Source organism: Vibrio sp. TRT 21S02, from assembly GCF_050113675.1.
GTDB lineage: Bacteria > Pseudomonadota > Gammaproteobacteria > Enterobacterales > Vibrionaceae > Vibrio.
In genome coordinates this window covers 370,767-394,702 of record NZ_JBNJOI010000004.1, presented here as the reverse complement: position 1 = coordinate 394,702, position 23,936 = coordinate 370,767, and the positions used below count along the sequence as shown (strand labels likewise).

Annotated in this window: 16 protein-coding genes and 1 pseudogene; 14 read left to right on the top strand and 3 right to left on the bottom strand. The window is 43.1% G+C overall.

Annotation, left to right across the window (positions count from 1 at the left end):
- From ACQEXU_RS07795 to ACQEXU_RS07740, 12 genes and pseudogenes are all read left to right on the top strand, one after another.
- Positions 1 to 1,820 (top strand): LamG-like jellyroll fold domain-containing protein (locus ACQEXU_RS07795; RefSeq protein ID WP_427010332.1); only part of this gene is annotated, 1,820 nt, incomplete at its 5' end.
- A 19-nt stretch (positions 1,821 to 1,839) separates the two neighbouring features.
- Positions 1,840 to 6,531 carry an RHS repeat-associated core domain-containing protein gene (locus tag ACQEXU_RS07790; RefSeq protein WP_427010331.1) on the top strand — a complete coding sequence of 1,564 codons (4,692 nt, stop codon included), beginning with the start codon at positions 1,840 to 1,842 and terminating at the stop codon, positions 6,529 to 6,531.
- A gap of 473 nt (positions 6,532 to 7,004) precedes the next feature.
- Positions 7,005 to 7,676 carry an RHS repeat domain-containing protein gene (locus ACQEXU_RS07785; RefSeq protein ID WP_427010330.1) on the top strand — a complete coding sequence of 224 codons (672 nt, stop codon included), beginning with the start codon at positions 7,005 to 7,007 and terminating at the stop codon, positions 7,674 to 7,676.
- On the top strand, positions 7,663 to 7,977 hold the full coding sequence (locus tag ACQEXU_RS07780) for a hypothetical protein (protein WP_427010329.1): 315 nt from the start codon (positions 7,663 to 7,665) through the stop codon (positions 7,975 to 7,977). The genes ACQEXU_RS07785 and ACQEXU_RS07780 overlap by 14 nt, the downstream gene beginning before the upstream one ends.
- 81 nt (positions 7,978 to 8,058) lie before the next feature.
- Positions 8,059 to 8,955: pseudogene (locus tag ACQEXU_RS07775) on the top strand (IS5 family transposase).
- 1,261 nt (positions 8,956 to 10,216) lie between these two features.
- Positions 10,217 to 11,851 carry an ABC transporter substrate-binding protein gene (locus tag ACQEXU_RS07770; RefSeq protein ID WP_427010328.1) on the top strand — a complete coding sequence of 545 codons (1,635 nt, stop codon included), beginning with the start codon at positions 10,217 to 10,219 and terminating at the stop codon, positions 11,849 to 11,851.
- 106 nt (positions 11,852 to 11,957) lie between these two features.
- Positions 11,958 to 12,878, top strand: a complete 921-nt coding sequence (oppB, locus tag ACQEXU_RS07765) for an oligopeptide ABC transporter permease OppB (RefSeq protein ID WP_427010327.1) — start codon at positions 11,958 to 11,960, stop codon at positions 12,876 to 12,878.
- A 15-nt stretch (positions 12,879 to 12,893) separates the two neighbouring features.
- Positions 12,894 to 13,796 carry an oligopeptide ABC transporter permease OppC gene (gene oppC / locus ACQEXU_RS07760; RefSeq protein ID WP_367988701.1) on the top strand — a complete coding sequence of 301 codons (903 nt, stop codon included), beginning with the start codon at positions 12,894 to 12,896 and terminating at the stop codon, positions 13,794 to 13,796.
- A 28-nt stretch (positions 13,797 to 13,824) separates the two neighbouring features.
- Positions 13,825 to 14,796 carry an ABC transporter ATP-binding protein gene (locus ACQEXU_RS07755; RefSeq protein WP_367988702.1) on the top strand — a complete coding sequence of 324 codons (972 nt, stop codon included), beginning with the start codon at positions 13,825 to 13,827 and terminating at the stop codon, positions 14,794 to 14,796.
- Positions 14,793 to 15,785, top strand: a complete 993-nt coding sequence (gene oppF / locus ACQEXU_RS07750) for a murein tripeptide/oligopeptide ABC transporter ATP binding protein OppF (protein ID WP_427010326.1) — start codon at positions 14,793 to 14,795, stop codon at positions 15,783 to 15,785. The genes ACQEXU_RS07755 and oppF overlap by 4 nt, the downstream gene beginning before the upstream one ends.
- Positions 15,786 to 16,009: 224 nt before the next feature.
- Positions 16,010 to 16,462, top strand: coding sequence for an azurin (azu, locus tag ACQEXU_RS07745; protein WP_427010325.1), 453 nt, complete (start codon positions 16,010 to 16,012; stop codon positions 16,460 to 16,462).
- Between the two features lie 140 nt (positions 16,463 to 16,602).
- The gene (locus ACQEXU_RS07740; protein ID WP_427010324.1) at positions 16,603 to 17,556 is read left to right on the top strand and encodes a glutathione S-transferase family protein; all 954 of its coding nucleotides are present in this window, start codon (positions 16,603 to 16,605) and stop codon (positions 17,554 to 17,556) included.
- A gap of 83 nt (positions 17,557 to 17,639) precedes the next feature.
- Here the strand turns inward: ACQEXU_RS07740 and pta are convergent, their stop codons facing one another.
- Together pta and ACQEXU_RS07730 are read right to left on the bottom strand one after the other, a co-directional pair.
- Entirely contained in the window at positions 17,640 to 19,805 is a 2,166-nt protein-coding gene (gene pta, locus ACQEXU_RS07735) for a phosphate acetyltransferase (protein WP_367988706.1), read from the bottom strand.
- A gap of 122 nt (positions 19,806 to 19,927) precedes the next feature.
- On the bottom strand, positions 19,928 to 21,124 hold the full coding sequence (locus ACQEXU_RS07730) for an acetate kinase (RefSeq protein ID WP_427010323.1): 1,197 nt from the start codon (positions 21,122 to 21,124) through the stop codon (positions 19,928 to 19,930).
- A 366-nt stretch (positions 21,125 to 21,490) separates the two neighbouring features.
- On the opposite strand from ACQEXU_RS07730, the gene yfbV reads away from it, so the two are divergent.
- Positions 21,491 to 21,943: a terminus macrodomain insulation protein YfbV gene (gene yfbV / locus ACQEXU_RS07725; RefSeq protein ID WP_367988708.1), complete on the top strand. Its 453-nt coding sequence runs from the start codon at positions 21,491 to 21,493 to the stop codon at positions 21,941 to 21,943.
- A gap of 95 nt (positions 21,944 to 22,038) precedes the next feature.
- Here yfbV and ald read toward each other — a convergent pair whose 3' ends face one another.
- Positions 22,039 to 23,163 carry an alanine dehydrogenase gene (gene ald / locus ACQEXU_RS07720; RefSeq protein WP_427010322.1) on the bottom strand — a complete coding sequence of 375 codons (1,125 nt, stop codon included), beginning with the start codon at positions 23,161 to 23,163 and terminating at the stop codon, positions 22,039 to 22,041.
- Positions 23,164 to 23,319: 156 nt separating this feature from the next.
- Between ald and lrp the strand changes: the two genes are divergently transcribed.
- A complete protein-coding gene (gene lrp / locus ACQEXU_RS07715) occupies positions 23,320 to 23,814 on the top strand; it encodes a leucine-responsive transcriptional regulator Lrp (protein ID WP_367988710.1) in 495 nt (164 codons plus the stop codon).
- The last annotated feature ends 122 nt before the right edge of the window (positions 23,815 to 23,936 follow it).

Below are 23,936 nucleotides of genomic sequence, written 5' to 3'. Positions count from 1 at the left end.
ACTCTGATGGCGATGGTTTGTCGGATGGCATAGAGATGGGAGTTGAGACAGGTCGTTATGTCAGTGACCCATGTAACCAAGATAGTGATAATGATGGCATTGGAGATCGTTGGGAATACGATTTTGGCAGTGATCCACTTGTATCCGATGTAGGCAATCAACACAGCAACGGGATGACTTACTGGCAAGCTTACACAGCCGCGCAATCAAAGGCAGCACAAGAGGCAGGGATCTCTATTGAGTCTGGTGATCATGTCCTTGATTTGGAGGGGGTCAAAGGGTTTGTAAGAACGGGGATTTTCCCAGAGGGTGGACACCCTATGACCGTGATGTTCTGGACCCGATTAAAAGGCTTGACGGAAGATAATCAACTGCTTGGTGTACACAATGCGACTCATAATAAGCGTTTTTATGTAGGTATTGATAAAGAAAACGACGCCATGTTTGGTGTAGGAAATAACTACACGGATCAATACGACTCCGGTATTAAGTTTGGTGAGTGGGCACATATTGCTTTGGTGTATGACCCTGCCAATAATAAAACACACATGTTCCGTAATGGCCAGTCTATTGTCTGGCACAACTCTCTCAAATTAGATGGTCGAACTTCTCAGAGTCTCTTGTTGGGGGCCCGTATCAATGGTCAGGAGATAGACAGTTACATGGATGGTCAGTTGGATGATGTCCAAGTATGGACACGAGCACTGACAAAGCGAGAAATTCAGACCTACATGCTATCGACACCTCAGCAAGGAGAGAAAAACTTAATCGCCTTATATAACTTCAGTGATATCCGTGGAGATTGGGTAAAAAACATCGCAACAGGTGAGTTTGATGCGCAGCTTTCTTCAGCCAACCTGATTCAGCAAGCAGAGCAAGAAGCAGACACGGACAATGATGGCCTAACTGACCGTCAAGAGTTGGCGTTATGTACAGATATTAACAACGTTGACTCTGATGGCGATGGTTTGTCGGATGGCATAGAGATGGGAGTTGAGACAGGTCGTTATGTCAGTGACCCATGTAACTCAGACACCGACGGTGATGGTATCGATGATGCGTATGAGTATGCGAAGGGGTGGGACATCCAACACTTCGATATCACCGCAGTAAATGAGCAAGGACTTAATCGCTGGAGCGAATACGCTCAGGCGCAGACAGCCTTGGCGCAAGAGAAAGGTGAGTCAGTGGTTTCTGGTGAACACCTTTTAGATGTGACGGATAAGAAGGCGTTTGGTTACACAGGGCTTGTACCTTTGGGTGAGCGCTCCATGACCTTAATGTACTGGGTGAAGTTCAATACGCTGGGTAGCCGTTATCAATTTTCGGGTGTGCATGATGACAATAATCATCGTCTATATGCAGGCTTAGATTATGGCAGGCCGATAGCAGGGGTAGGCAGCGGTTCCGCAACAGGGCCTGATAAAGTTGAAGTAAACCAATGGGTACACCTAACGACGGTGTTTGATAAAGAGGCCGGTCAGCGCGTGCTGTACCTCAATGGCCGAGAGCTCAAGCGAGACAGTTATGTGAGCTTCAAGGGAGCGAGTTTACGCAGTTTGTTGTTTGGTGCTGCGCATCGATTGCAAGGGGCAGAAAATTTTCAGGATGCGAAGTTGGATGACATTCAAGTGTGGTCGCGAGCGTTGGATGGCAGTGACGTACAAAGTTATATGTTGACGCCGCCTCAGTCAGGGGAAGCAGAGCTGTTGGCGTATTACGACTTCAGTCGTTACCGCGGGTTGTGGGTAGAGAATGTGGCAACGGGCGAGTTTGATATGAAGCTGTCTGAAAGAAACATCATAAAAAACAAAGAATAGAAGTAGTAAGGTATTGTATATGCGTATTTTTTGCATAAGTGCGTTGGGCTTGGCAATGTCAATGGTTCTTTCTGGCTGTGGCAGCGAGACACAAACATTGGATATAAGACATGTGTCGCCGGCGTTAACCGAAATGGATCTCACAGTGGCACCGACTCATCGGCAGTTAAGTGAAGCTGGCCAGTTAGGGGGCGTACTATCTCCCACTCATCCTGTCGAAGATAAAATGGACCCCAATTCCTTCCATCTGATGGATGTGTTTTCTAGTGATGATGAACAAGAGCGTCTTGCATTTGGCCATGCGATACAAAATTGGAATAAGCACCAATATGAATCTGCAGCGCAAGATTTTGATGTATTTCGTAAGCAATTTCCTAATAGTGCTTGGGCGTCTGAAGCGATTTTGCATATGGCATGCAATGCACGTTTTACTGGTCAATATTCACAGGCGAACCAGCTCTTCCAAGAGGTAATAGCGAAAAACGCATCATCAGAATATGTTGGTGCACAGATGATGACTGCAAAAGCAAAAAGTCGTCTAGCAGTGTTGCGTCTCATGGAAAATAACCCAGACGAAGCAAAAAGACTATTTAAAGAGGTAAAACAAGACTCCCCTGATTGGCGCTTAAGAACTTATGCGTCAACTTGGCTGAGAAAGCTATCTCTGTTAGATGAGAATGCCGGTAGTCTACTTGACTGTGGTACTCGAGCACTGAGTTACTTGTTAAAGCAAGACAATCGATTTGATGCTGCTGAAGAGGTCTTAGGTTATGCTCCTAGTGACGACGGCTTTAGTATTGCAGATATGATTGCCTTAGCAGAGCAATATGGATACCAGGCACTTGCCGTCAAAGCAACAATAGAGGAACTCGCTCAGATTACGACTCCCGCCATTTTGCAAATTGATAGGGAGGCTACAGGCGGTAAGGGGCATTATTGGGTATTAGAAAGCCACACAAGCGGCCAATTTAATATCTTTGATTCACAAATGAATCGTCGTTTTTCGTTCACAGCAGAACAGTTAGCAAAAGAATGGGCTGGGAACGTGATCTCGCTGTCTGATAATGGTAATGAGATCATTGGTAGATTACTTGACCAAGATGAGATGGAGAGCACTTACGGGGGTTGTTGCGGCATTCAAAGGCCGCCAGGAGAGCCAGGAAAGCCCGGTACAGATCCGGATGACCCCAAAGAGCCAAAGGATGATTGCTCAACATCGAAAGGCGCCCCTGTTTGGTCGGTCAATATGATCAACATGAACCTGTATGTTGAAGATACCCCACTTTGGTATGAGAGTGCTATTGGGCCTAATGTGAATATTAAGTTGGCCTATAACACACAAGGTGTTTTGGCTCAGAATGAGCCTTTTGGGGTTAAGTGGATGTTTAATTATGCTACTTACCTAGTTGTTGATCCGGGTAAAGCAGTTACGATCTTTAGTCCTGATGGTCGTGAAGATGTGTTTATTAAAGACTCAGCTGGTGTCTATCAATCAGATAACTATTTTCGCACGACGTTAACAGAAAAAGATGGTCGTTACTTACTGACTTTTGCTGATGGTTCTCAAAAAGTCTACGGAGTTCCAGAAGGTACACTGGCACTTCAAAATTTCCTATTAGAGCAGATAGATCCATTTGGACAGAAGCTGATATTTCATTATGACAATTCGGCAAGGATGACCCAAATAGAAGACGCTATGGGACGTCGAACGACTCTTGAATATAACTCTATAGGGCTTATTCATACTGTTAGAGACCCATTTGGTCGAGAGGCAAAATTTGTCTATGACGACAAGCGAAACCTTATCTCGTTAACGGATATGGAGGGTTATACAAGCACACTGACGTATGATGAAGACCGTTTTATAACCTCTATTACAGATGCGAAAGGAACAACGTCATTCTACATTGAACCCGCCGATGGTATTCGTAATGGCTCAAACGCCTACAATCCGCCCGGATCACCGATGTGGGAGAACTATCGTATTACTGTAACTAACCCGAACGGTAACAAAGAGGAGTATTATTTTGATGGTTATCATAATACAGGGTGGTATGTAAATGCAGATAATTATCGAGAGTATACATCTGAGAGTAGTAACTACAGTAATTCTGTTGCTAAAACGATATATAAATACGTAACGCCAAATGGACGTCAAGGACAGTTTTCTCAAGTGACTAAACCTGATGGCTCGTATAACAAGTTCACTTATTACTCCAATAACAAGTTAAAGACTATTACCGATGAACGCGGTTTAACTGAACAATATGCGTGGAATTCAAAAGGGCTATTAGCAAAGTATACAGATAAGTTAGGTAATGAAACTATTTATACCTATGCGGAGAATAGTGTTGATCTTAAAGAAGTTCGCAGTCCGCTTGGAACAATACTAATGACTTATAACACGAATGGTCAGGTTATTTCATATAAAGATATAGAAGGGCGCACCACTAATTTTGAGTATGATGAATCGGGCAATATGATTCGCAGTATAGACGCCAAAGGTAATGAGACAGACTTTGTCAGGAATGTTAGCGGTCTTACTCAAGAAATTCGAGTTAACTCCAAAACGGTATCCAGTTACATTTATGATGAAATTGGACGAGTAATTAGTCAGCAAGGCTTGAATCGATACACTACACACTATCAATACAATAAGTTAGATACCCTTGTGAAGGTGACAACGCCGGCTGGTCGTTCAACAGAGAAACAATTTGGAACTTGTCCACGGATGTTGGAATCAGCCACACTGCCCGGTGGGCGAACATACACCTATCAGTATGATAACGCTAAATGGTTGAACAGAGTGATAGATCCTCTTAAAAGAACAACTACATTAGCGCGTTCTAAAGCGGGGCGGATTGAGGCGATTACGGATAGTTACAATAACCGTACCCGCTTTGTTTATAATCCATCAGGTACTCTAAAAGAAAAAATCTACGCCGATGGCAGTAAGTTACAATATCACTATTCAAAAGGTCGTATTACTCAGTTTATTGATGCGCGAGGCATTAAAAAATCATATAGCTATAACAATAAAGGGCAACTATCTGGCATTCGCTATAGCGATAGCACTGCAAGTGTGGACTACGAATATGACACCTTTGGACGCTTAAGTGCAGTGACAGATGGGACGGGTAAGACATCCTTTGGTTATTATGCTAACGGTTTTTTGAAGTATAAAGATGGTCCTTTAAGAAATGACAATATTGAGCTGACATATACGGAGCTTAATGAGCTGAAAACGATAGCCATTGATGGAAAGTTAAATACTCAGTATAGCTATGATGATTTAGGCCGCTTAACTCAAGTAGAAGCGTTTGGGCAGCAATTTAGCTACGGTTATGATGACGATTCGACTTCGTCGAAAATAACAACTCAATATCCGAATGGTTTAACCGGTCTCACTCAATATGATAGGAAGGCCGATTTATCCGAAATTGTGTATCGCAAGGGTAACGAAGCGTTAGCAAACTATCACTATCGATTTGATGATGCAGGGCAGCTCAGTGAGCAGTTAGGTACACCGAGCTGGGACAGTAATATTGAAGGGGTAACTGCCCGCTATAATGCACTGAATCAGATAACTCGTTGGAATGGCGATGAATCACAGTTTGTCTATGATGCCAGTGGAAACTTGGTTAAAGGGTTATTACCCAATAATGTTCCTTTTACTGCTGAATATGACGGTGAGAGTCGATTAGTTAAGCTTAACTTTAATAAAAGTGGCATGAGCTATTCTGAACGTTTTACTTATGGCTTTGACCATATGTTGAAAGGTTATCAACGTTATGAAAATGGTAAGCTGGTTAAGGATAAACAATTTGTTCGGTTAGGGTTGCTTGAGCTTGAGCAACATAATGGAAGTGGCCAAGTTGAACAGCAGTATGCTTGGCGTATGGATAAGCCAGGAGGTATTGGTGGGTTATTGATGACAAAAGCTGAACATGGCAGTTATTACTATATGTATAACCACCTTGGTTCAGTTCAAAAAGTCGTTAATCAGTTAGGGGTAGAGATTGAAAACTACTTGTATACGCCTTACGGAGTTTCAAGTGGTAGCCAGCATGAACACCAACCCTTTGGTTACTCAACTAAGCGAAGTGATTTTATTAGTGGATTGGTTTATTTTGGGCACCGCTTTTATGTGCCAAATTTAAGACGATGGTTAAACCGTGATCCATTGCAAGAGCAGGGAGGAATCAACCTTTATGCTTATGTAAACGGGGATCCGTTAGGATATGTTGATCCGGATGGACAAATTGGAATAGTTGGGGGAGTAACTGGAGCTATTTCAGGAGGGATCGGCGGAGCCATATCTGGTGGAGCTTCCGGAGCGGTTGTTGGAGCAATAGCGGGAGGTTTAGTTGGAGCAGTAAATCCGGCAGCATCAGGTGCTGTGGGTGCCGCTCTCGGTTCAGCAGCCGCTAGTGGTATAGGACAAGCGTTGGGTAATGCTCTAACAGGTAAAGACCCTACAGATATTTGTAATTATAACCTTCCAGCTATTGTTGGTGCTGGACTAGCTGGCGGACTAGCTGGGCCTCTTGGAAGCGGGCTGGGTAAATTTGTTCCCCCTTATCGTCCGCCGATACTGAGCCGTCCTTTAACGTCATCCGGTATTAATAGGTGGCCGCAACACGTAGGAGGGGCTATTACGGAAGGAGCAATAGTAGGCAGTGGTGAATTAATAGGATCTAATTTTAAATGATAGTTTTATCTTTAATAGCAGTGAATGTTTTGACCGCTATCCTACTCGTTATAGTAGTAATATTATATTGCAATGGTTTAATATTAGTATCACGGCAACCTCAACTAATAAAAGCTATTCTTAGCTCTATTCTTTACTTACTGTTTGCCTTTAGCTTAATAGTTCCGTTGCTTTTAATGATTTTGACATATATATCATTACTCAGCGATGTCATTGGTCACTGGGGAGCTGTCTTAGTAATAGTGCTAGGTTATGCTATGGCCATATCTCCGGGACTACTGATGTTAAAGATTAAATACTTACATCAGCTCAAAAGGCTTGGTTACTATCGTTAAATTTAACAATCACGCCTAAAACCTTTGCCCGATTTTAGGGCGGGTGAACAAACGCAAAGCCCGCTAGTTTAGCGGGCTTTGTTGTATGTCTGTCAACATAATGGAAGTGGTCAAGTTGAACAGTAGTATGCTTGGCGTATGGATAAGCCAGAAGGTATTGGTGGATTATTGATGACAAAAGCTGAACATGGCAGTTATTACTATATGTATAACCACCTTGGTTCAGTTCAAAAAGTCGTTAATCGGTTAGGGGTAGAGATTGAAAACTACTTGTACACGCCTTATGGAGTTTCAAGTGGTAGCCAGCATGAACACCAACCCTTTGGTTACTCAACTAAGCGAAGTGATTTTAAGAGTGGGTTGGTTTATTTTGGTTATCGTTTTTATGTACCAAATTTCAACCGTGATCCGCTGGAAGAGCTAGGTGGAATGAACCTTTATGCGCATGTGAATGGTGACCCGCTTGGGTATGTAGATCCGGATGGGAGAATGCCAACTGTTATTGCAATAGGTATCGGTGTAGGTTTAGATTATGCGGTGCAAGGTGTAAATCATTATCGTAATACAGGTAACTGGATTAGCTGGGGTTGTGTGGATAAAACAGATTTATTTTGGAGTGGCCTGTTCTCTGCAACTGCTCCAAGTTTACTTGCAAGCACTAAGAAAATATATCAAGGTTTAGGTAAGGGAACTTCAGCTGGTAGAAATGTAGCTAAATCACACTTGGAATTACAAGCTACGTGGCAAGGTAGCAAGCAGCTGCACAAGAAAGCATCGAATGTTGATGGGGGTTCCTGTGAATGTAATTAAATTAATTATTTTTGGTTTAGCTGGTTTCTTTATATTTTCAGCGTACCAATTTATAACTGAACCAATTAATTTTGAAATGATACTAGCTTTTGGGTTAGGGGGAATGTTCATTGGTTTTGGCGTTGGTATCGAGGTTATAGGATTTACTTCCCTAAAAGCAAATTATTTTATGGCTATTATAGGAATAGTATTTACATCTACTTTAATGTATTTACTGGATTTTAGTTTATTTTGGGGCATTATTGGTGGGGTAGTTGGCTTTTATCATAGAAATTTTATTGATATATTTTTAAAGTCTTAGCGGCCTAGTTGCCGAAATCGAATTAACTAAATCAGAATCTTATGATCAGGTCAGTGACATTCATTCACTGACCTTAATTTCATGCCGAAGCCTCGCTACAAAACAATGAACTGGAAGCGGTACAATAAAGCCTTAATTAACCGTGGTTCTATGACCTTTTGGATTGATGAGGAAGCGATAGTCGAGTGGAAGCAAAACAAATAAGGTAAGCGTAGTAGACCTCGCTGATTCAGCGACTTAGCCATTAATACTGCACTGATGGTGAAACGCGTTTTCTCTATGCCATTGAGAGCGCTGCAAGGTTTTCTCGACTAAGTATTTAAGCTAGCTAACATCCCGCTTGTTTGCCCGCACTACATCTGTGCCGCCGAGCAAAGAAAGTTGAGGTTTCATTTAAAACCAAAACTAGAGGAGCAATACAACATCTAGCCATTAATGCCTTATGGTGAGGGTGAGTGGAAGGTCAAGAAGCATGGTGCTGACGGGATGCGCAGAGTATGGTGTAAGCTGCACATCGCAGTAGATACAAGTACTCACGAAATAGTTGCAGCAGAGCTGAGTTTATCTAACGTACTCGATGCATAAGTGCTCCCCAACTTACTTAAGCAGACACGTCGTAAAATCATAGATATATCAGGTGATGGCGCGTATGGCACAAGAGATTGCTATGACGCTATACAAATCAAACGAGCAGTTTCGCTCATTCCTATACGAAAAGAATCGGCCTTCTGGGAGCGGGGCATCCGCGCAATTTAGCAGTAGGTTGTCAGAAGCTCTACGGCTCCAACAAGAAGTGGAAAAAGCGGTATGGCTATCATAAGCGCTCACTATCAGAGACACCAATGTATCGGGTGAAACAGTTGTTAGGTGGGAAATTAAGCCTAAGAAATTGCAATGCTCAGGTTGGCTTACGCTATGATCAAAGCGCTGAACAAGCTCACAGGACTTGATATGCCTGAAACTCAGTATGTTGTTTAAGAACTTATCAACTGGGGCTTCGATGACTTCTCACCGAGTTAAGCAACAAAGTCGTTGCCTTAGAGCTCGTGAATATAGGGCAACCTTCTCTAGAAGAAATATTGAAAAGTGAAGTACTTAGCAATCCTGAAAAGGAACAAATCAAAAACGCGATAGTTCTTAACTTGTTGGATGAAGCTCCTGATACTTGGCTCTTCGGATCTCAATTTGGATAACTAGAAGCTGCTTGATAGCTTGTACACAGCCCTCTAAGCAATGCTCAGGGGTTTTTGAACTGTAGTAGGGAGTTTGACCACTGGATTGGACGTTTACGATGTCTCAGGTAATCCATTAAATGCTAATTTAGCTAAGTCACTGACAAACTTCTTTCCAAAAGCTTGCTAGAGATTGATCAGATTTTATTTACATTCCCATAGTGTTTCAGGTGACAATGCGCTTCAAAAATGATCAAACTTTAGCTTTTTATGGCCTACGAACCGTTTGAAGAGGCACGCTTCCGATCAAAGTTTATTTGCCTTCCGACACTTCTTTGAAAAGGTGGGGGGAATTTTACTACGTTGAGATTCAGTAGTTGTTTAAATTTGCAGACTTTTGATGCTGGTTTATGCGAATTTATGCTGCAAATTTATTTGTAACTATCTGAAAATTAGTTCTTGTTATGCAGGCTTATCTTGCAAGCATCACATCTGAACGTTAGTAAATTTACTGATCCTGTTATTTTTGTCCTATTTCTCTTTTGAATATTTTTCCTCTTAAAAGAACTCATTCTGAATAACTATTTACTAAGAAAAAATACTTATTTTCTTTGGTGTTTTTCTATACGTAACTCTTCTTATTTAACGCGTGATTCCGCTCACGTTTTATCTCATTTAATAAGACGAATGTAGCTATTTGTTATCCTGATTACATAACTTTTGTTAAATTTTATGCACAATGCCTAGCATAAGATGCTAAAAATAAGTGTCTTATCAGATTATTTGGCACTTCAATCTATTGGTAAAAGCTTTCCTATTGGAAAATGCCGCAAATGTTAACTGTGGTAGTGATATTTGCTGATTTGTTGAGGTAATCGGAGAATTATAAGATTTTTTGCTACATTTTTATGGCAAATTACTTCAATGATTGCTACTGTGTGCCGCAATCTTTGTAAGGTTTTAGATTTTTTTGCTTATTTTGCGGTCAAAATAAATCTAAATCACTTCCGTTCAGGTGAACTTGCAAAGAAGTCATGGATGCAAAATGAAAACTTGGAGTTTTACGCATGTATAAGAACAAAATCACACAAGCCCTTCTTTTAGGTGCAGGTCTAGCAGTGGCCGCCACTTCAACTACAGCTCTAGCCGCTGATGTTCCAGCCGGTACTAAATTAGCAGAGAAACAAGAACTTGTTCGTGGTAATGGTACTGAAGTTGCAACGATTGACCCTCATAAATCTCAAGGTGTTCCAGAGTCACATGTGATCCGTGACCTGCTAGAAGGTTTGGTGAATCAGGATGCAGATGGCAATACTATTCCAGGTGTTGCAGAAAGCTGGGAAACAAAAGACAACAAAACATTTACTTTCCACCTTCGTAAAGACGCAAAATGGTCTAACGGTGACCCAGTAACCGCTGAAGACTTTGTTTACAGCTGGCAGCGTGCTGTCGACCCGGCAACGGCTTCGCCATACTCTTGGTACATGGAATACACCAAGATGAAGAATGCTAAAGATATTGTTGCTGGTAAGAAAGACAAAAGCACGCTAGGTGTTAAAGCGGTAGATGACCATACGTTGGTTGTTGAGCTAGAAACAGCAGTCCCATACTTTGTAATGATGACAGGTCACACAACAACAAAAGCCGTTCACAAAGCGACGGTTGAAAAGTACGGTGATCAGTGGACTAAGCCAGAAAACTTCGTAGGAAATGGTGCTTATGTGGTAGACCGATGGGTTCTAAATGAACGTATGGTCCTAAAGCGTAATGAACAATACTGGGATAATGATAAGACTGTTCTTGATAAAGTAACTTTCTTGCCTATCGAAAACCAAGTCGCGGAAATGAACCGTTTCTTGTCTGGTGAGCTAGACTTTACTTCTTCTGCTCTTCCTGTTGAACACTTTAAGCGACTAAAGAAAGAATACCCAGAGTCGGTATCTGTTGAAGGTAGTCTGTGTACTTACTACTACTCATTCAACACTAAGAAAAAACCATTTGATGACGTACGCGTACGTAAAGCAATCTCTTACGCGATTGATCGCAGTATTGTGACAGACGCTATTCTTGCGCAAGGACAGAAACCTGCTTATTTCTTAACGCCAGAAATTACGGCTGGATTTAATCCTGAATTGCCTGAGTTTGCGAAAATGACTCAGAAAGAGCGTAACGCAGAAGCTGCACGTCTTCTTGAAGAAGCTGGCTTTGGTAAAGATAACCCGCTTAAGTTTACGCTTCTATACAACACAAATGAAAACCACAAGAAAATTGCAGTTGCACTGGGTTCAATGTGGAAGAAAACACTTGGTTTGAATGTAACTCTAGAAAACCAAGAATGGAAAACTTACCTATCAACAAAAGACTCGGGTGACTTTGAAGTCTCTCGTGCAGGTTGGTGTGGTGACTACAACGAAGCTTCTTCATTCTTGACTCTAATGGTGAGCAAGAATACAACTGCTGGTCAGCACTGGGGCAACAAAGAATACGATGCAATTATCGATCAGGCGCTAAATTCAACGTCTGAAGCAGAGCGCACTGCATTGTATCTTAAAGCAGAAGAGCTGATGGCAAAAGAAATGCCAATCGCACCTATCTATCAATATGTTCGAGCTCGACTACTTTCTCCGAAAGTTGGTGGTTTCCCATCAAATAACGCTGAAGAGAAAATCTACTCGAAAGATCTTTATATTAAAGCTCAGTAATCAACTAAGCTGATAAAACTATAAGTAATCTAGACACTGCATATGCCATCGCGCATATGCAGCGTCTCTTATCATTTAAACTGTCACAGACTGAAAGAGTGAGTTTATGCTTAAATTCATCGCAAAAAGGATATTTGAGGCGATCCCAACGATGTTGGTTTTGATCACCGTATCTTTCTTTCTCATGCGTTTCGCACCTGGTAACCCATTTTCAAGCGAAAAACCGCTACCGCCAGAAGTTATGGCAAACATCGAAGCTAAGTATGGCTTAGATAAGCCAGTGCTTGAGCAATACACCACATACTTGGGTAACGTATTACAAGGGGACTTTGGCCCTTCATTTAAGTACCTAGATTATTCTGTAAATGAATTGATCTATGGTGCACTTCCTGTTTCCGCTAAAGTTGGTTTTATCGCCTTCATATTTACCGTGATAATGGGGGTGTCCGTTGGCACCATTGCGGCACTGAAGCAAAACACATGGGTAGATTACACTATTATGTCCACAGCAATGCTTGGGGTGGTAATGCCATCTTTCGTATTAGCTCCGGCACTTATTTACTTGTTTTCTCTGCATTGGAATCTCTTCCCAGCGGGTGGTTGGCACGATGGAAGTGCTAAATATCTTGTTCTCCCTGTCATTGGTATGTCTCTTCTATATGTTGCCACTTTTGCCCGTATTACACGTGGTTCGATGATTGAAACGCTAAACAGCAACTTTATCCGTACTGCACGTGCTAAAGGATTAAGTTACCGCTACATCATTCTTAAACATGCTTTAAAACCTGCGCTATTACCTGTTGTTTCATACATGGGCCCTGCGTTTGTTGGGATCATTACAGGTTCTGTAGTTATCGAAACCATTTTTGGTTTACCCGGTATTGGTAAGCTATTCGTTAACGCCGCGTTTAACCGTGACTATTCCCTAGTAATGGGTGTAACCATTTTGATTGGTTTCCTATTCATTCTATTCAATGCAATCGTCGATATTTTGTTGGCAATGATTGATCCGAAGATTCGCTACTAACAGGGAAGTATGGTTATGTTAACGAAAAAAGAGAACTTAGAAGCGATTGAGAAATTCTCTGAAAACTTGGAGATCGAAGGTCGCAGTTTATGGCAAGATGCCCGCATCCGTTTTATGCGCAATAAGGCGGCAATGGTGAGTCTGTTTATTCTTGCATTGATGACGCTTGCAGTCATTTTCTTGCCGATGATGGCTCAATATGCATTTGATGATACAGATTGGTATGCAATGCATGTGGGTCCAAATGCCGACCATTGGTTTGGTACTGACAGCCTAGGGCGTGATCTCTATGTTCGCACTCTAATCGGTGGCCGTATCTCGCTAATGGTTGGGGTAATGGGCGCATTTGTCGCAGTACTGATTGGTACTTTGTATGGTGCAGCATCAGGTTTTATTGGTGGGCGTACGGACCGCATCATGATGCGGATTCTTGAGATCCTCTATGCTGTTCCGTTTATGTTCCTAGTTATCGTTTTGGTTACTTTCTTCGGACGCAACATTATTTTGATCTTCGTTGCGATCGGTGCCATTGCGTGGCTAGATATGGCACGTATTGTACGTGGACAAACACTTAGTTTGCGTAGCAAAGAGTTTATCGAAGCGGCGCATGTGTGTGGTGTGAGTAAATGGAAAATCATTACGCGTCACATTGTTCCAAACGTATTGGGTATCGTCGCGGTTTACTCGACGCTACTTATCCCAAGTATGATTCTGACGGAATCATTCCTTTCATTCCTTGGTCTTGGTGTTCAGGAGCCAATGACGAGTTGGGGCGCACTTCTGCAAGAAGGTGCTCAGACAATGGAAGTAGCAATCTGGCAGCTTGCATTCCCAGCAGCGTTTATGGTTGTGACTCTATTCTGCTTCAACTACGTTGGTGACGGCCTGCGCGACGCGCTTGATCCAAAAGACAGATAACTAAAAATAAAAGATTAAGGAAGCAATGATGAGCTTATTAGATGTCAAAGATCTGCGAGTCGAATTCACCACACAAGATGGTATTGTTACCGCAGTAAACGATCTGAACTTTTCACTAAACCAAGGGGAAACTCTAGGTATCGTGGGTGAGTCTGGTTCAGGTAAATCACAAACCGTATTTGCTATCATGGGACTCTTGGCAAAAAACGGTATTATTTCAGGAAGCGCGAAATTTGAAGGTAACGAAATCTTAAACCTTCCTGAGAAAGCACTGAACAAAGTTCGCGCAGAACAGATCGCGATGATCTTCCAAGACCCGATGACGTCACTTAACCCATATATGAAAGTCAGTGATCAGCTGATGGAAGTATTGATGCTGCATAAAGGAATGGGTAAAGCTGAGGCATTTGAAGAATCAGTGCGTATGCTTGAAGCGGTTAAAATTCCAGAAGCGCGTAAGCGTATTACGATGTACCCCCACGAGTTTTCTGGTGGTATGCGCCAGCGCGTGATGATTGCGATGGCTCTGTTATGTCGTCCAAAACTATTGATTGCAGACGAGCCAACCACAGCACTTGATGTGACCGTTCAGGCTCAGATCATGGATCTACTGAATGAGCTGAAAGATGAGTTTAATACAGCAATCATTATGATCACGCACGACTTGGGTGTGGTTGCGGGCTCTTGTGACAAAGTACTCGTGATGTATGCAGGCCGTACCATGGAATACGGAACGGTAGATGAAATTTTCTACAACCCAAGCCACCCTTATGCAGAAGGTCTATTAAAGGCGATTCCACGCCTAGATACCGAAGGCGAAATTCTGCCAACTATCCCTGGCAACCCACCAAACTTACTTCATTTACCACCAGGCTGCCCTTACCAAGAGCGTTGCCATAGGGTGACAGACCGTTGTAAGAGTGAAGCGCCAATCCTGACACCATTTGGTGATGGCCGTCAGCGCGCGTGTTTTTCTGATTGGGAGGCTTGGACAAAATGAGTGCAGAAAAGAAATTACTATTAGACGTAAAAGATCTAAAGGTTCACTTCAGTATTGCGGCTAAGTCAGCTTGGCCTTGGACTAAGCCGTCAAACTTAAAAGCTGTCGATGGCGTAAATATCCGACTCTATGAAGGTGAAACGCTGGGTGTTGTTGGTGAATCTGGTTGTGGCAAATCAACGTTCGCTCGTGCCATTATCGGCTTAGTCGAAGCAACGGATGGTGAAGTGGTTTGGTTAGGCCAAGATGTCACCAAAATGCGTGAAGTTCAACGTCGTGAAACGCGCAAAGAGATGCAAATGATTTTCCAAGATCCACTGGCATCGCTTAACCCACGTATGACGGTTGGAGATATTATCGCTGAGCCATTAGAGACCTTTTACCCGCAGCTTTCTAAAGATGAAGTTAAGTCGCGCGTAAAAGAAATGATGGCGAAAGTTGGTTTATTACCGAATGTTATCAACCGTTATCCTCATGAGTTTTCAGGTGGTCAGTGTCAACGTATCGGCATTGCCCGTGCTTTGATCCTAAACCCGAAAATGATTATCTGTGATGAGCCGGTTTCGGCATTGGATGTATCAATTCAAGCTCAGGTTGTTAACTTGTTGAAAGAGCTGCAAAAAGAGCTTGGTCTTTCTCTGGTTTTCATTGCTCACGACCTCTCGGTCGTAAAACATATTTCTGACCGTGTGTTGGTTATGTATTTGGGTAACGCTGTAGAGCTTGGCGAAGCAGATGCCTTGTTTGCTGATCCTAAGCACCCGTACACACGTGCTCTTATGTCAGCGGTTCCAATTCCGGATCCGAAAATTGAGCGTTTGAAAGAGATTGAGATGCTAGAAGGCGATCTTCCATCGCCAATTAATCCTCCTTCTGGTTGTGTTTTCCGAACTCGTTGCCCACAGGCAACTGAAGCGTGTGCTCAAACAAAACCAAGCATCAAAGGGAACGACATTCATGCCGTTTCTTGTTTACACGTTGACGTGTAATTATTGGTTCAGCCTGTGACGGGCTTAAGCGCGGTATCTCTCGGGAGCCGCGCTTTTTTTATGCCTGAACTTACCCAAGAAGCCAATTGAAAAAAGTTCTCATTAAAATGTCACAGTCTGATCTGCCCTAAAGTTTTATTCCTTTTCCTAATAGATAATGCATCAGGCATTCATCATAGAATGAACCTTAATTGTAAAATTTTAAGCTCAACGAGGAATTAACTATGCGATTACGTGCTTTTGTAACCCTGCTTATGTTAGGGAGCACTACTTTTGCTGTTCAGGCGGCAGAACAATGCGACGTCACTGTCGATGCCAATGATATGATGCAGTTTTCAACGAATACTTTGACCGTTTCTTCATCATGTAAAGAAGTGACATTAACGTTGAATCATACTGGGAAGCTACCGGCAACTTCGATGGGGCATAATGTTGTGATTGTTGATACCGCCAATGTTCAAGCGGTAGGTACTGAAGGCATGTCTGCTGGTGTTGATAATGCGTATGTTAAACCAAACGACGCTCGTGTCTATGCTCATACTAAAGTGATTGGTGGTGGTGAAAGCACTAAGGTCACATTCAGCCTTGATAAAATGAAAGCAGGAGGAGATTACAGCTTCTTTTGCTCATTCCCAGGACATTGGGCCATCATGCGCGGTAAATTTGTTGTCCAGTGATTCATGACCGTTAACTGATTGGATTCAATGAGTCCGTGTCAATCAAATAATTAGAACAAATAAGCCAGCTTATTCGAGTTTTTACCGAGCTGGCTTTTTTTATACTTAGCTCATACAGATTAAACAGTCAGGAGTATGGAATGGGCAAGTTGGTACAAGGGGTATGGCACAATGTTTGGTACGATACAAAAAATAACAACGGGCGATTTATACGAGAAGACGCTGGCTTTCGTAATTGGATAGAAGACAAGGTAGATACCGTTTTTAAACCTGAGTCGGGCCGCTATCATCTGTACGTCTCATTGGCGTGTCCATGGGCTCACCGTACTTTGATCTTTCGTGAATTAAAAAAGCTGGAAACACATATTGATGTGACAGTGGTGTGTCCTGATATGTTAGAGGAAGGGTGGTATATGGGCTTGCCCGAGCCATTATTTGGCTTTAAGAAGCTTCATCAACTTTATACCAAAGCAAAGCCGGATTACACCGGACGAGTTACCGTTCCGGTATTGTGGGACAAAAAGCTCAACACGATTGTCAGCAATGAGTCGTCAGAAATTATTCGCATGTTTAACTCTGAATTTAATGTATTGACTGGCGAACAATCAGACTATTATCCAGAACCACTAAGAGCGGTTATTGATGAGTGGAATGCGTATGTTTATTCAAGCATCAATAATGGCGTTTATCGCTGTGGTTTTGCCACCACGCAAGATGCTTATGAAGAAGCCTATGATGCACTGTTTGCGGCATTAGACAAAGTGGATGCCCATCTAGCTACACATCGTTATTTAGCGGGAAATACATTAACTGAAGCTGACTGGCGACTGTTTACGACCTTAGTGCGGTTTGATGCTGTTTATGTGGGACACTTTAAATGCAATAAAAAACGCATTGCGGATTATGCGCATTTGCAGGGATATTTAAAAGAGCTCTATCAAGTTGACGGAATTAAGGAAACCACGGATTTCTACCATATTAAACGACATTATTATTTCAGTCACACGGGAATTAACCCGACGCAAGTGGTGCCAAAGGGACCGGAATTAGATCTTGATTCGCCTCACGGGCGTGAAGGGGTCGGTGACGCATAGTCGTTCAAGCAGTGCAATTGTTGAACAACAAATAAAAAACCTCGCCATGGCGAGGTTTTATTATTTTGAAAGAAGCAAAGTTATTAGTTAACTGCTTTTTCGCGAGCTTGGTCAGCTTGATCTGCCTGAATCGCAGTTAGAGCAACTGTGTACACGATATCGTCTACTAGTGCGCCACGAGATAGATCGTTTACAGGCTTGCGCATACCTTGCAGCATTGGACCGATAGATACTAGGTCAGCTGAACGTTGTACCGCTTTGTAAGTCGTGTTACCCGTGTTTAGGTCTGGGAATACGAATACTGTCGCTTTACCTGCTACTGGAGAGTTAGGCGCTTTAGAAGCTGCCACGTTTTCCATGATCGCTGCATCGTACTGTAGAGGACCGTCGATCACTAGATCTGGACGTTTCTCTTGAGCAATCTTAGTCGCTTCACGTACTTTATCTACGTCTGCACCCTTACCAGATTCACCAGTAGAGTAAGAGATCATAGCAACGCGTGGGTCGATACCGAATGCCGCTGCAGAATCTGCAGATTGGATAGCGATTTCAGCAAGCTGTTCCGCTGTTGGATCTGGGTTGATCGCACAGTCACCGTAAACCAATACTTGGTCTGGTAGTAGCATGAAGAATACAGAAGATACGATAGATGCATCAGGTGCAGTCTTGATGATTTGGAACGGAGGAACGATAGTGTTTGCTGTGGTGTGAACCGCACCAGAAACTAGACCGTCTACTTCGTCGTTCTCAAGCATCATTGTGCCTAGGAATACTGAATCTTGTAGTTTCTCGCGAGCAACAACTTCAGTCATACCTTTCGCGCCACGTAACTCAACTAGACGAGCAACGTAGTTTTCACGAACTTCATCAGAGTTGATGATAGTGACGCCAGCTCCTAGCTCAACGCCTTGCTGTGCTGCAACGCGACGGATTTCGTCTGGGTTACCTAGAAGCACACACTCTGCGATGCCGCGTTCAGCACAGATAGCCGCAGCTTTAACTGTACGTGGCTCATCACCTTCAGGAAGAACGATACGCTTGCCAGCTTTACGAGCGAACTCAGTTAGCTGGTAACGGAATGCTGGTGGGCTTAGACGACGAGACTTTTGAGTGCCTTCAGTCATAGACTCGATCCAGTTGCCGTCGATGTGACCAGCAACGTGCTCGTTGATGAACTCGATACGCTCTTTATCGTCTGCAGGAACTTCGATAGAGAAGCTCTGTAGGTTTAGCGAAGTCTGCCAAGTGTTACCTTGTGCTTTGAAGATCGGTAGACCCGTTTCAAATGCTGGTTTACATAGACCTGCAATCTCTTCAGGAATGTCGTAACCGCCAGTTAGAAGTACCGCACCGATATCAACACCGTTCATTGCTGCAAGTGCAGCTGCAACGATAACGTCTGGACGGTCTGCCGAAGTAACAAGTAGAGAGCCTGGTTTGAAGTGCTCAATCATGTTTGGCAGAGAACGTGCACAGAAAGTGATGCTCTTGATACGACGAGTCGCGATGTCACCTTCGTTGATGATGTCAGCATTTAGGTGCTGAGCCATATCAATTGCACGAGTAGCGATCAGGTCGATGCTCCATGGCACGCAGCCTAGTACACGAATTGGAGAAGTGTTGAAGATTTCCATCACTTTCATTTCGTTTTGCTTCGCGCTGTCTGCATCGTCAAAGATTTCAGATAGGTCAGGGCGAGTACGGCCAGCTTCGTCAACAGGCGCGTTTAGCTTGTTGATGATTACGCCAGAGATGTTTTTGTTCTTAGTACCACCGAAGTTAGAACATGCAACTTCGATACGCTCTTTAAGTTGCGCTGGGTTATCGGTACCAGGAGTTGCAACAAGAACAATTTCTGCGCCTAGAGTCGCCGCGATTTCTGCGTTCACTTGGTTAGCGAATGGGTGCTTACGAGTTGGTACTAGACCTTCGATCAGCGTTACTTCTGCATCTTTGTTGATTTGGTTGTAACGCTCAACAACAGTTTCTAGCAGCTCGTCCATGTTGTCGTTACCGATTAGGCTTTCAGCAACAGACATTGCCATAGCTTGGCCGATTTTCATATCGCTGTTGTAACCAACGATTGTTGACGTTAGATCAGGCTGATCACCACCAGAACGAGGCTGACAGATTGGCTTGTAGAAAGAAACCTTAACACCTTTGCGCTCCATTGCGCGAAGAACACCCATGCTAACGCTAGTTAGACCAACACCAGCGCTTGCAGGGATAAGCATAATAGTACGAGACATTCGTAGAGTACCTTTAGCTATTGGGGATAAAAGCTCAACTCTTATTCCTTAGTGGTAATTGGAATAGGAGTTGAGCCCCTTAATAAAATACTGGCTAGCGAAATGCTAGCCAGTGAAAGTCATTAAAGACCTGCTAGGCGCGCAGTGTCCTCAGCGATAACTAGCTCTTCGTTAGTAGAGATAACCATTGCTGGGATGCGGCTGTTCGCAGTAGTGATTGTGCCTTCGCCGCCGAAGCGTGCTTTAAGGTTTGCTTCACCATCAACTTCAATACCAAATACACCTAGACGGTTTAGAACCATTTCACGGATAGGTGCAGAGTTTTCACCGATACCACCGGTGAATACGATAGCGTCAAGACGACCGTCTAGAGTAGCAGTGTAACCAGCTACGTATTTCGCTAGGCGGTGCGCGAATACGTCCATTGCACGAGTTGCTTCTGCTTTTTCACCGTAGTTGTCTTCAACGAAACGACAGTCAGATGTCACTTCAGTTAGGCCTTGTAGACCAGACTCTTTTGTTAGCATCGTGTTGATTTGCTCAACAGAGTAACCTAGTGCGTCATGTAGGTGGAAGATGATAGCAGGGTCGATGTCACCACAACGAGTACCCATCACTAGACCTTCAAGAGGAGTTAGACCCATAGACGTATCTACAGATTTACCATTCTTAATTGCACATACAGATGCGCCGTTACCTAGGTGGCAGTTGATGATGTTTAGTTCATCTGCTGGCTTACCTAGGCGCTCTGCAGCTTCGCGAGCGATAAATAGGTGAGAAGTACCGTGCATGCCGTAACGGCGGATACCGTGGTCTTTGTATAGGTTGTATGGAAGAGCGTATAGGTATGCTTCTTCAGGCATTGATTGGTGGAATGCAGTATCGAATACAGCAGACATTGGTAGGCTAGGGAATGCTTTTTGAGCAGCTTTGATACCGATGATTGCTGCTGGGTTGTGAAGAGGTGCTAGTGTTGCACAATCTTCGATACCTTTAACAACGTCATCAGTGATAAGAGCTGATTGAGTGAACTTCTCGCCGCCGTGTACAACGCGGTGACCAATCGCTTTTAGTTGCTCAGCAAGTTCTGGCTTAGAAGCAAGAATAGTTTCAACGATGAAAGATAGCGCTTCATCGTGTGCAGCGCCTTCGCCTAGTTGTGCTTCGTGCTTGCCATCAAGTTTCCACTTGATACGAGCTTCTGGAAGGTGAAGACATTCTGCAAGACCTGTTAGGTGCTCGTCGCCGTTTGCTGCATCAACAATAGCGAACTTAAGAGAAGAACTACCGCAGTTTAAAACTAAAACTAGCTTAGACATGAGTGACTACCTGTTATTCGTCTGATAATAAAATCAGTTAAGGATGAAAATTAATCTCAAGAATAGTCGAACTGTCTGGCAGCGCGTACTAATCTTGGTCAAAAAAACTGTAATTTCCTTATAGTGAGACGTTACTTTACCGTGAAAGTAACCTGTGCAATCCTTGCAGATATCGTCACAGAGTTGCCTTAATTGTAAATAACAGCAACAATGAGATTGAGGGTGCGCAAAGGATAGCGATAATAGACAAATATAACAAAAAAAATTTGAAAGAATATTAACTTTCGTCAATTTTTTACGCGAACAGTTGAATCTTTCAACTAAATTTGAGTCAGCGTCGACCCAAAAGTGAAGTGAGAGAGCATTATGAGTAATAAAGTCGGTTTAGTTCATAGTTTGCGAGATGGACAGAAGTACATGGATATTTGGCCAATGCGCAAAGAGTTGAATTTACTCTTTCCTGAACAGCGTATTATTAAGGCGACGCGTTTTGGTGTGAAGGTCATGCCCGCGATTGCTGCAATCAGTGTGCTTACCCAGATGGCTTTTAATAACTATCAAGCAATGCCTCAAGCTGTAATTATGGCACTCTTCGCAATTAGCTTGCCCATTCAAGGTATGTGGTGGTTAGGAAATCGTGCGAATACTCAGCTTCCTCCAGCATTAGCGGGGTGGTATCGTGAAATTTATCAGAAAATTACTGAAAGTGGCTTTGCACTTGAGCCAATCAAGGCTCAGCCTCGCTATAAAGAGTTGGCTCAAATTTTAAATCGAGCATTTCGCCAACTTGATAAGTCGTCATTAGAACGTTGGTTTTAAATTACCTTGATGTTGCGACCACACAACACCAACTCTCAAACATAAAAAAACGGCCACTTAACAATAAGTGGCCGTTTTTGTGTTGAGTTGCAATATTAGCCAAACATTGCGATAGCCTTAGCTGGGTCGATGTACTCCAAGTTGAAACTTTCAGCGACTTCTTTACATGTGACTTCTCCGTGAATGACGTTTAGGCCTTTTAGGAAGCCTTCATCGCTCATGAGCGCATCGCGATAACCAAGATTTGCAAGCTTAGTAATATAAGGAAGGGTTGCGTTATTGAGGGCGAATGTTGAGGTGCGTGCAACCGCTCCAGGCATGTTTGCAACACAGTAGTGAACGACATCATCAATAATATAGGTTGGGTCGGCATGAGTGGTTGCGTGTGAGGTTTCAAAGCAGCCACCTTGATCGATAGCTACATCTACAACAGCAGAACCTGGCTTCATTTTTTCAATGTGCGCTTTAGTCACTAGCTTCGGAGCGGCAGCTCCGGGGATCAATACTGCTCCAATAACAAGATCAGCGTCTAATACGTGCTTTTCAATCGCATCTTCTGTCGAGTAAACCACTTTCGCACGGCCTTGGAATTCTTCATCTAGGCGACGTAATGTATCTACATTCCGATCTAAAATTGTCACGTCTGCACGCAGTCCAACGGCCATACGTGCGGCATTTGCCCCGACCACACCACCGCCAACAACGACGACTTTCGCAGGTTCAACACCTGGTACACCACCTAATAATAAGCCTTGTCCACCGTGAGATTTCTCCAAAGTTTGTGCACCAGCTTGAATAGACATGCGGCCTGCGACCTCAGACATTGGTGCTAATAGTGGCAAGCGACCCATATTATCTGTTACAGTCTCATAGGCTATACAGACAGCTTTGCTCTTGATTAGCTCTTCAGTTTGTGGAAAATCTGGTGCTAGGTGCAAATACGTAAATAATATTTGCCCCTCTCGGAGCATGGCTCGCTCGATAGCTTGAGGTTCTTTAACCTTGACAATCATATCTGCTTTCGCGAAAACGTCAGCAGCAGTAGGAAGAATGGATGCGCCTACAGCGATGTAATCATCGTCTGAAAAACCGATGCCATTACCAGCATTGGTTTCAACAAAAACTTGGTGACCTTGTGAGACAAGTTCGCGAACGCTTGCTGGGATCATACCCACTCGGTACTCGTGGTTTTTGATTTCTTTAGGTACGCCAATGATCATCCTGACTCCTCATTTTATTTTGGTTGTATTGACTATATGTAGGGTGTTATTGTCGAATTAATCTCTAGTATAGTGGCTAAAGTAAAAAATTTGATACTGAATATTAATAAGTTGTAGTATATTTTTTTGCAAGGAAGTAATAAGGTGGAATAAAAAATGGCAGACAATTATAAAAAGCCGTCTAAGGATTTGGACCGTATTGATCGCAATATTCTAAATGAACTGCAGAAAGACGGTCGTATTTCGAACGTAGAACTGTCTAAGCGTGTAGGCCTTTCGCCAACACCATGTCTAGAGCGTGTACGTCGCCTAGAACGTCAAGGGTATATCATGGGTTATACGGCTCTGCTAAACCCTCAATACTTAGACGCATCTCTATTGGTATTTGTTGAAATTACGTTAAATCGTGGTGCGCCGGATGTATTTGAACAGTTCAATACTGCGGTTCAAAAGCTTGATGATATTCAAGAATGTCATCTTGTTTCTGGTGACTTTGATTACCTTCTAAAAACACGTGTATCTGATATGGGCGCTTACCGTAAGCTGCTTGGTGATACATTACTACGTCTTCCAGGAGTGAATGACACTCGCACTTACGTGGTAATGGAAGAAGTTAAGCAAACAAACCAATTGGTTATCAAAACACGATAATTGGGTTAAGTATCAAAATCCCTTTCGATATTCTGACTTTAGATAATTGGGTTTTTGATTGCGATATGGTTAAATCAATAGTCCGAGCACCGTTGGCTGCTCGGACTATTTTTTTATATGAA

Bases quoted from the DNA above. Each gene is read 5' to 3' on its own strand.
- ACQEXU_RS07790 (WP_427010331.1), top strand. From the start codon at position 1,840: ATGCGTATTTTTTGCATAAGTGCGTTGGGCTTGGCAATGTCAATGGTT.
- ACQEXU_RS07785 (WP_427010330.1), top strand. From the start codon at position 7,005: ATGGATAAGCCAGAAGGTATTGGTGGATTATTGATGACAAAAGCTGAA.
- ACQEXU_RS07770 (WP_427010328.1), top strand. From the start codon at position 10,217: ATGTATAAGAACAAAATCACACAAGCCCTTCTTTTAGGTGCAGGTCTA.
- oppB (WP_427010327.1), top strand. From the start codon at position 11,958: ATGCTTAAATTCATCGCAAAAAGGATATTTGAGGCGATCCCAACGATG.
- oppC (WP_367988701.1), top strand. From the start codon at position 12,894: ATGTTAACGAAAAAAGAGAACTTAGAAGCGATTGAGAAATTCTCTGAA.
- ACQEXU_RS07755 (WP_367988702.1), top strand. From the start codon at position 13,825: ATGAGCTTATTAGATGTCAAAGATCTGCGAGTCGAATTCACCACACAA.
- oppF (WP_427010326.1), top strand. From the start codon at position 14,793: ATGAGTGCAGAAAAGAAATTACTATTAGACGTAAAAGATCTAAAGGTT.
- azu (WP_427010325.1), top strand. From the start codon at position 16,010: ATGCGATTACGTGCTTTTGTAACCCTGCTTATGTTAGGGAGCACTACT.
- ACQEXU_RS07740 (WP_427010324.1), top strand. From the start codon at position 16,603: ATGGGCAAGTTGGTACAAGGGGTATGGCACAATGTTTGGTACGATACA.
- pta (WP_367988706.1), bottom strand. From the start codon at position 19,805: ATGTCTCGTACTATTATGCTTATCCCTGCAAGCGCTGGTGTTGGTCTA.
- ACQEXU_RS07730 (WP_427010323.1), bottom strand. From the start codon at position 21,124: ATGTCTAAGCTAGTTTTAGTTTTAAACTGCGGTAGTTCTTCTCTTAAG.
- yfbV (WP_367988708.1), top strand. From the start codon at position 21,491: ATGAGTAATAAAGTCGGTTTAGTTCATAGTTTGCGAGATGGACAGAAG.
- ald (WP_427010322.1), bottom strand. From the start codon at position 23,163: ATGATCATTGGCGTACCTAAAGAAATCAAAAACCACGAGTACCGAGTG.
- lrp (WP_367988710.1), top strand. From the start codon at position 23,320: ATGGCAGACAATTATAAAAAGCCGTCTAAGGATTTGGACCGTATTGAT.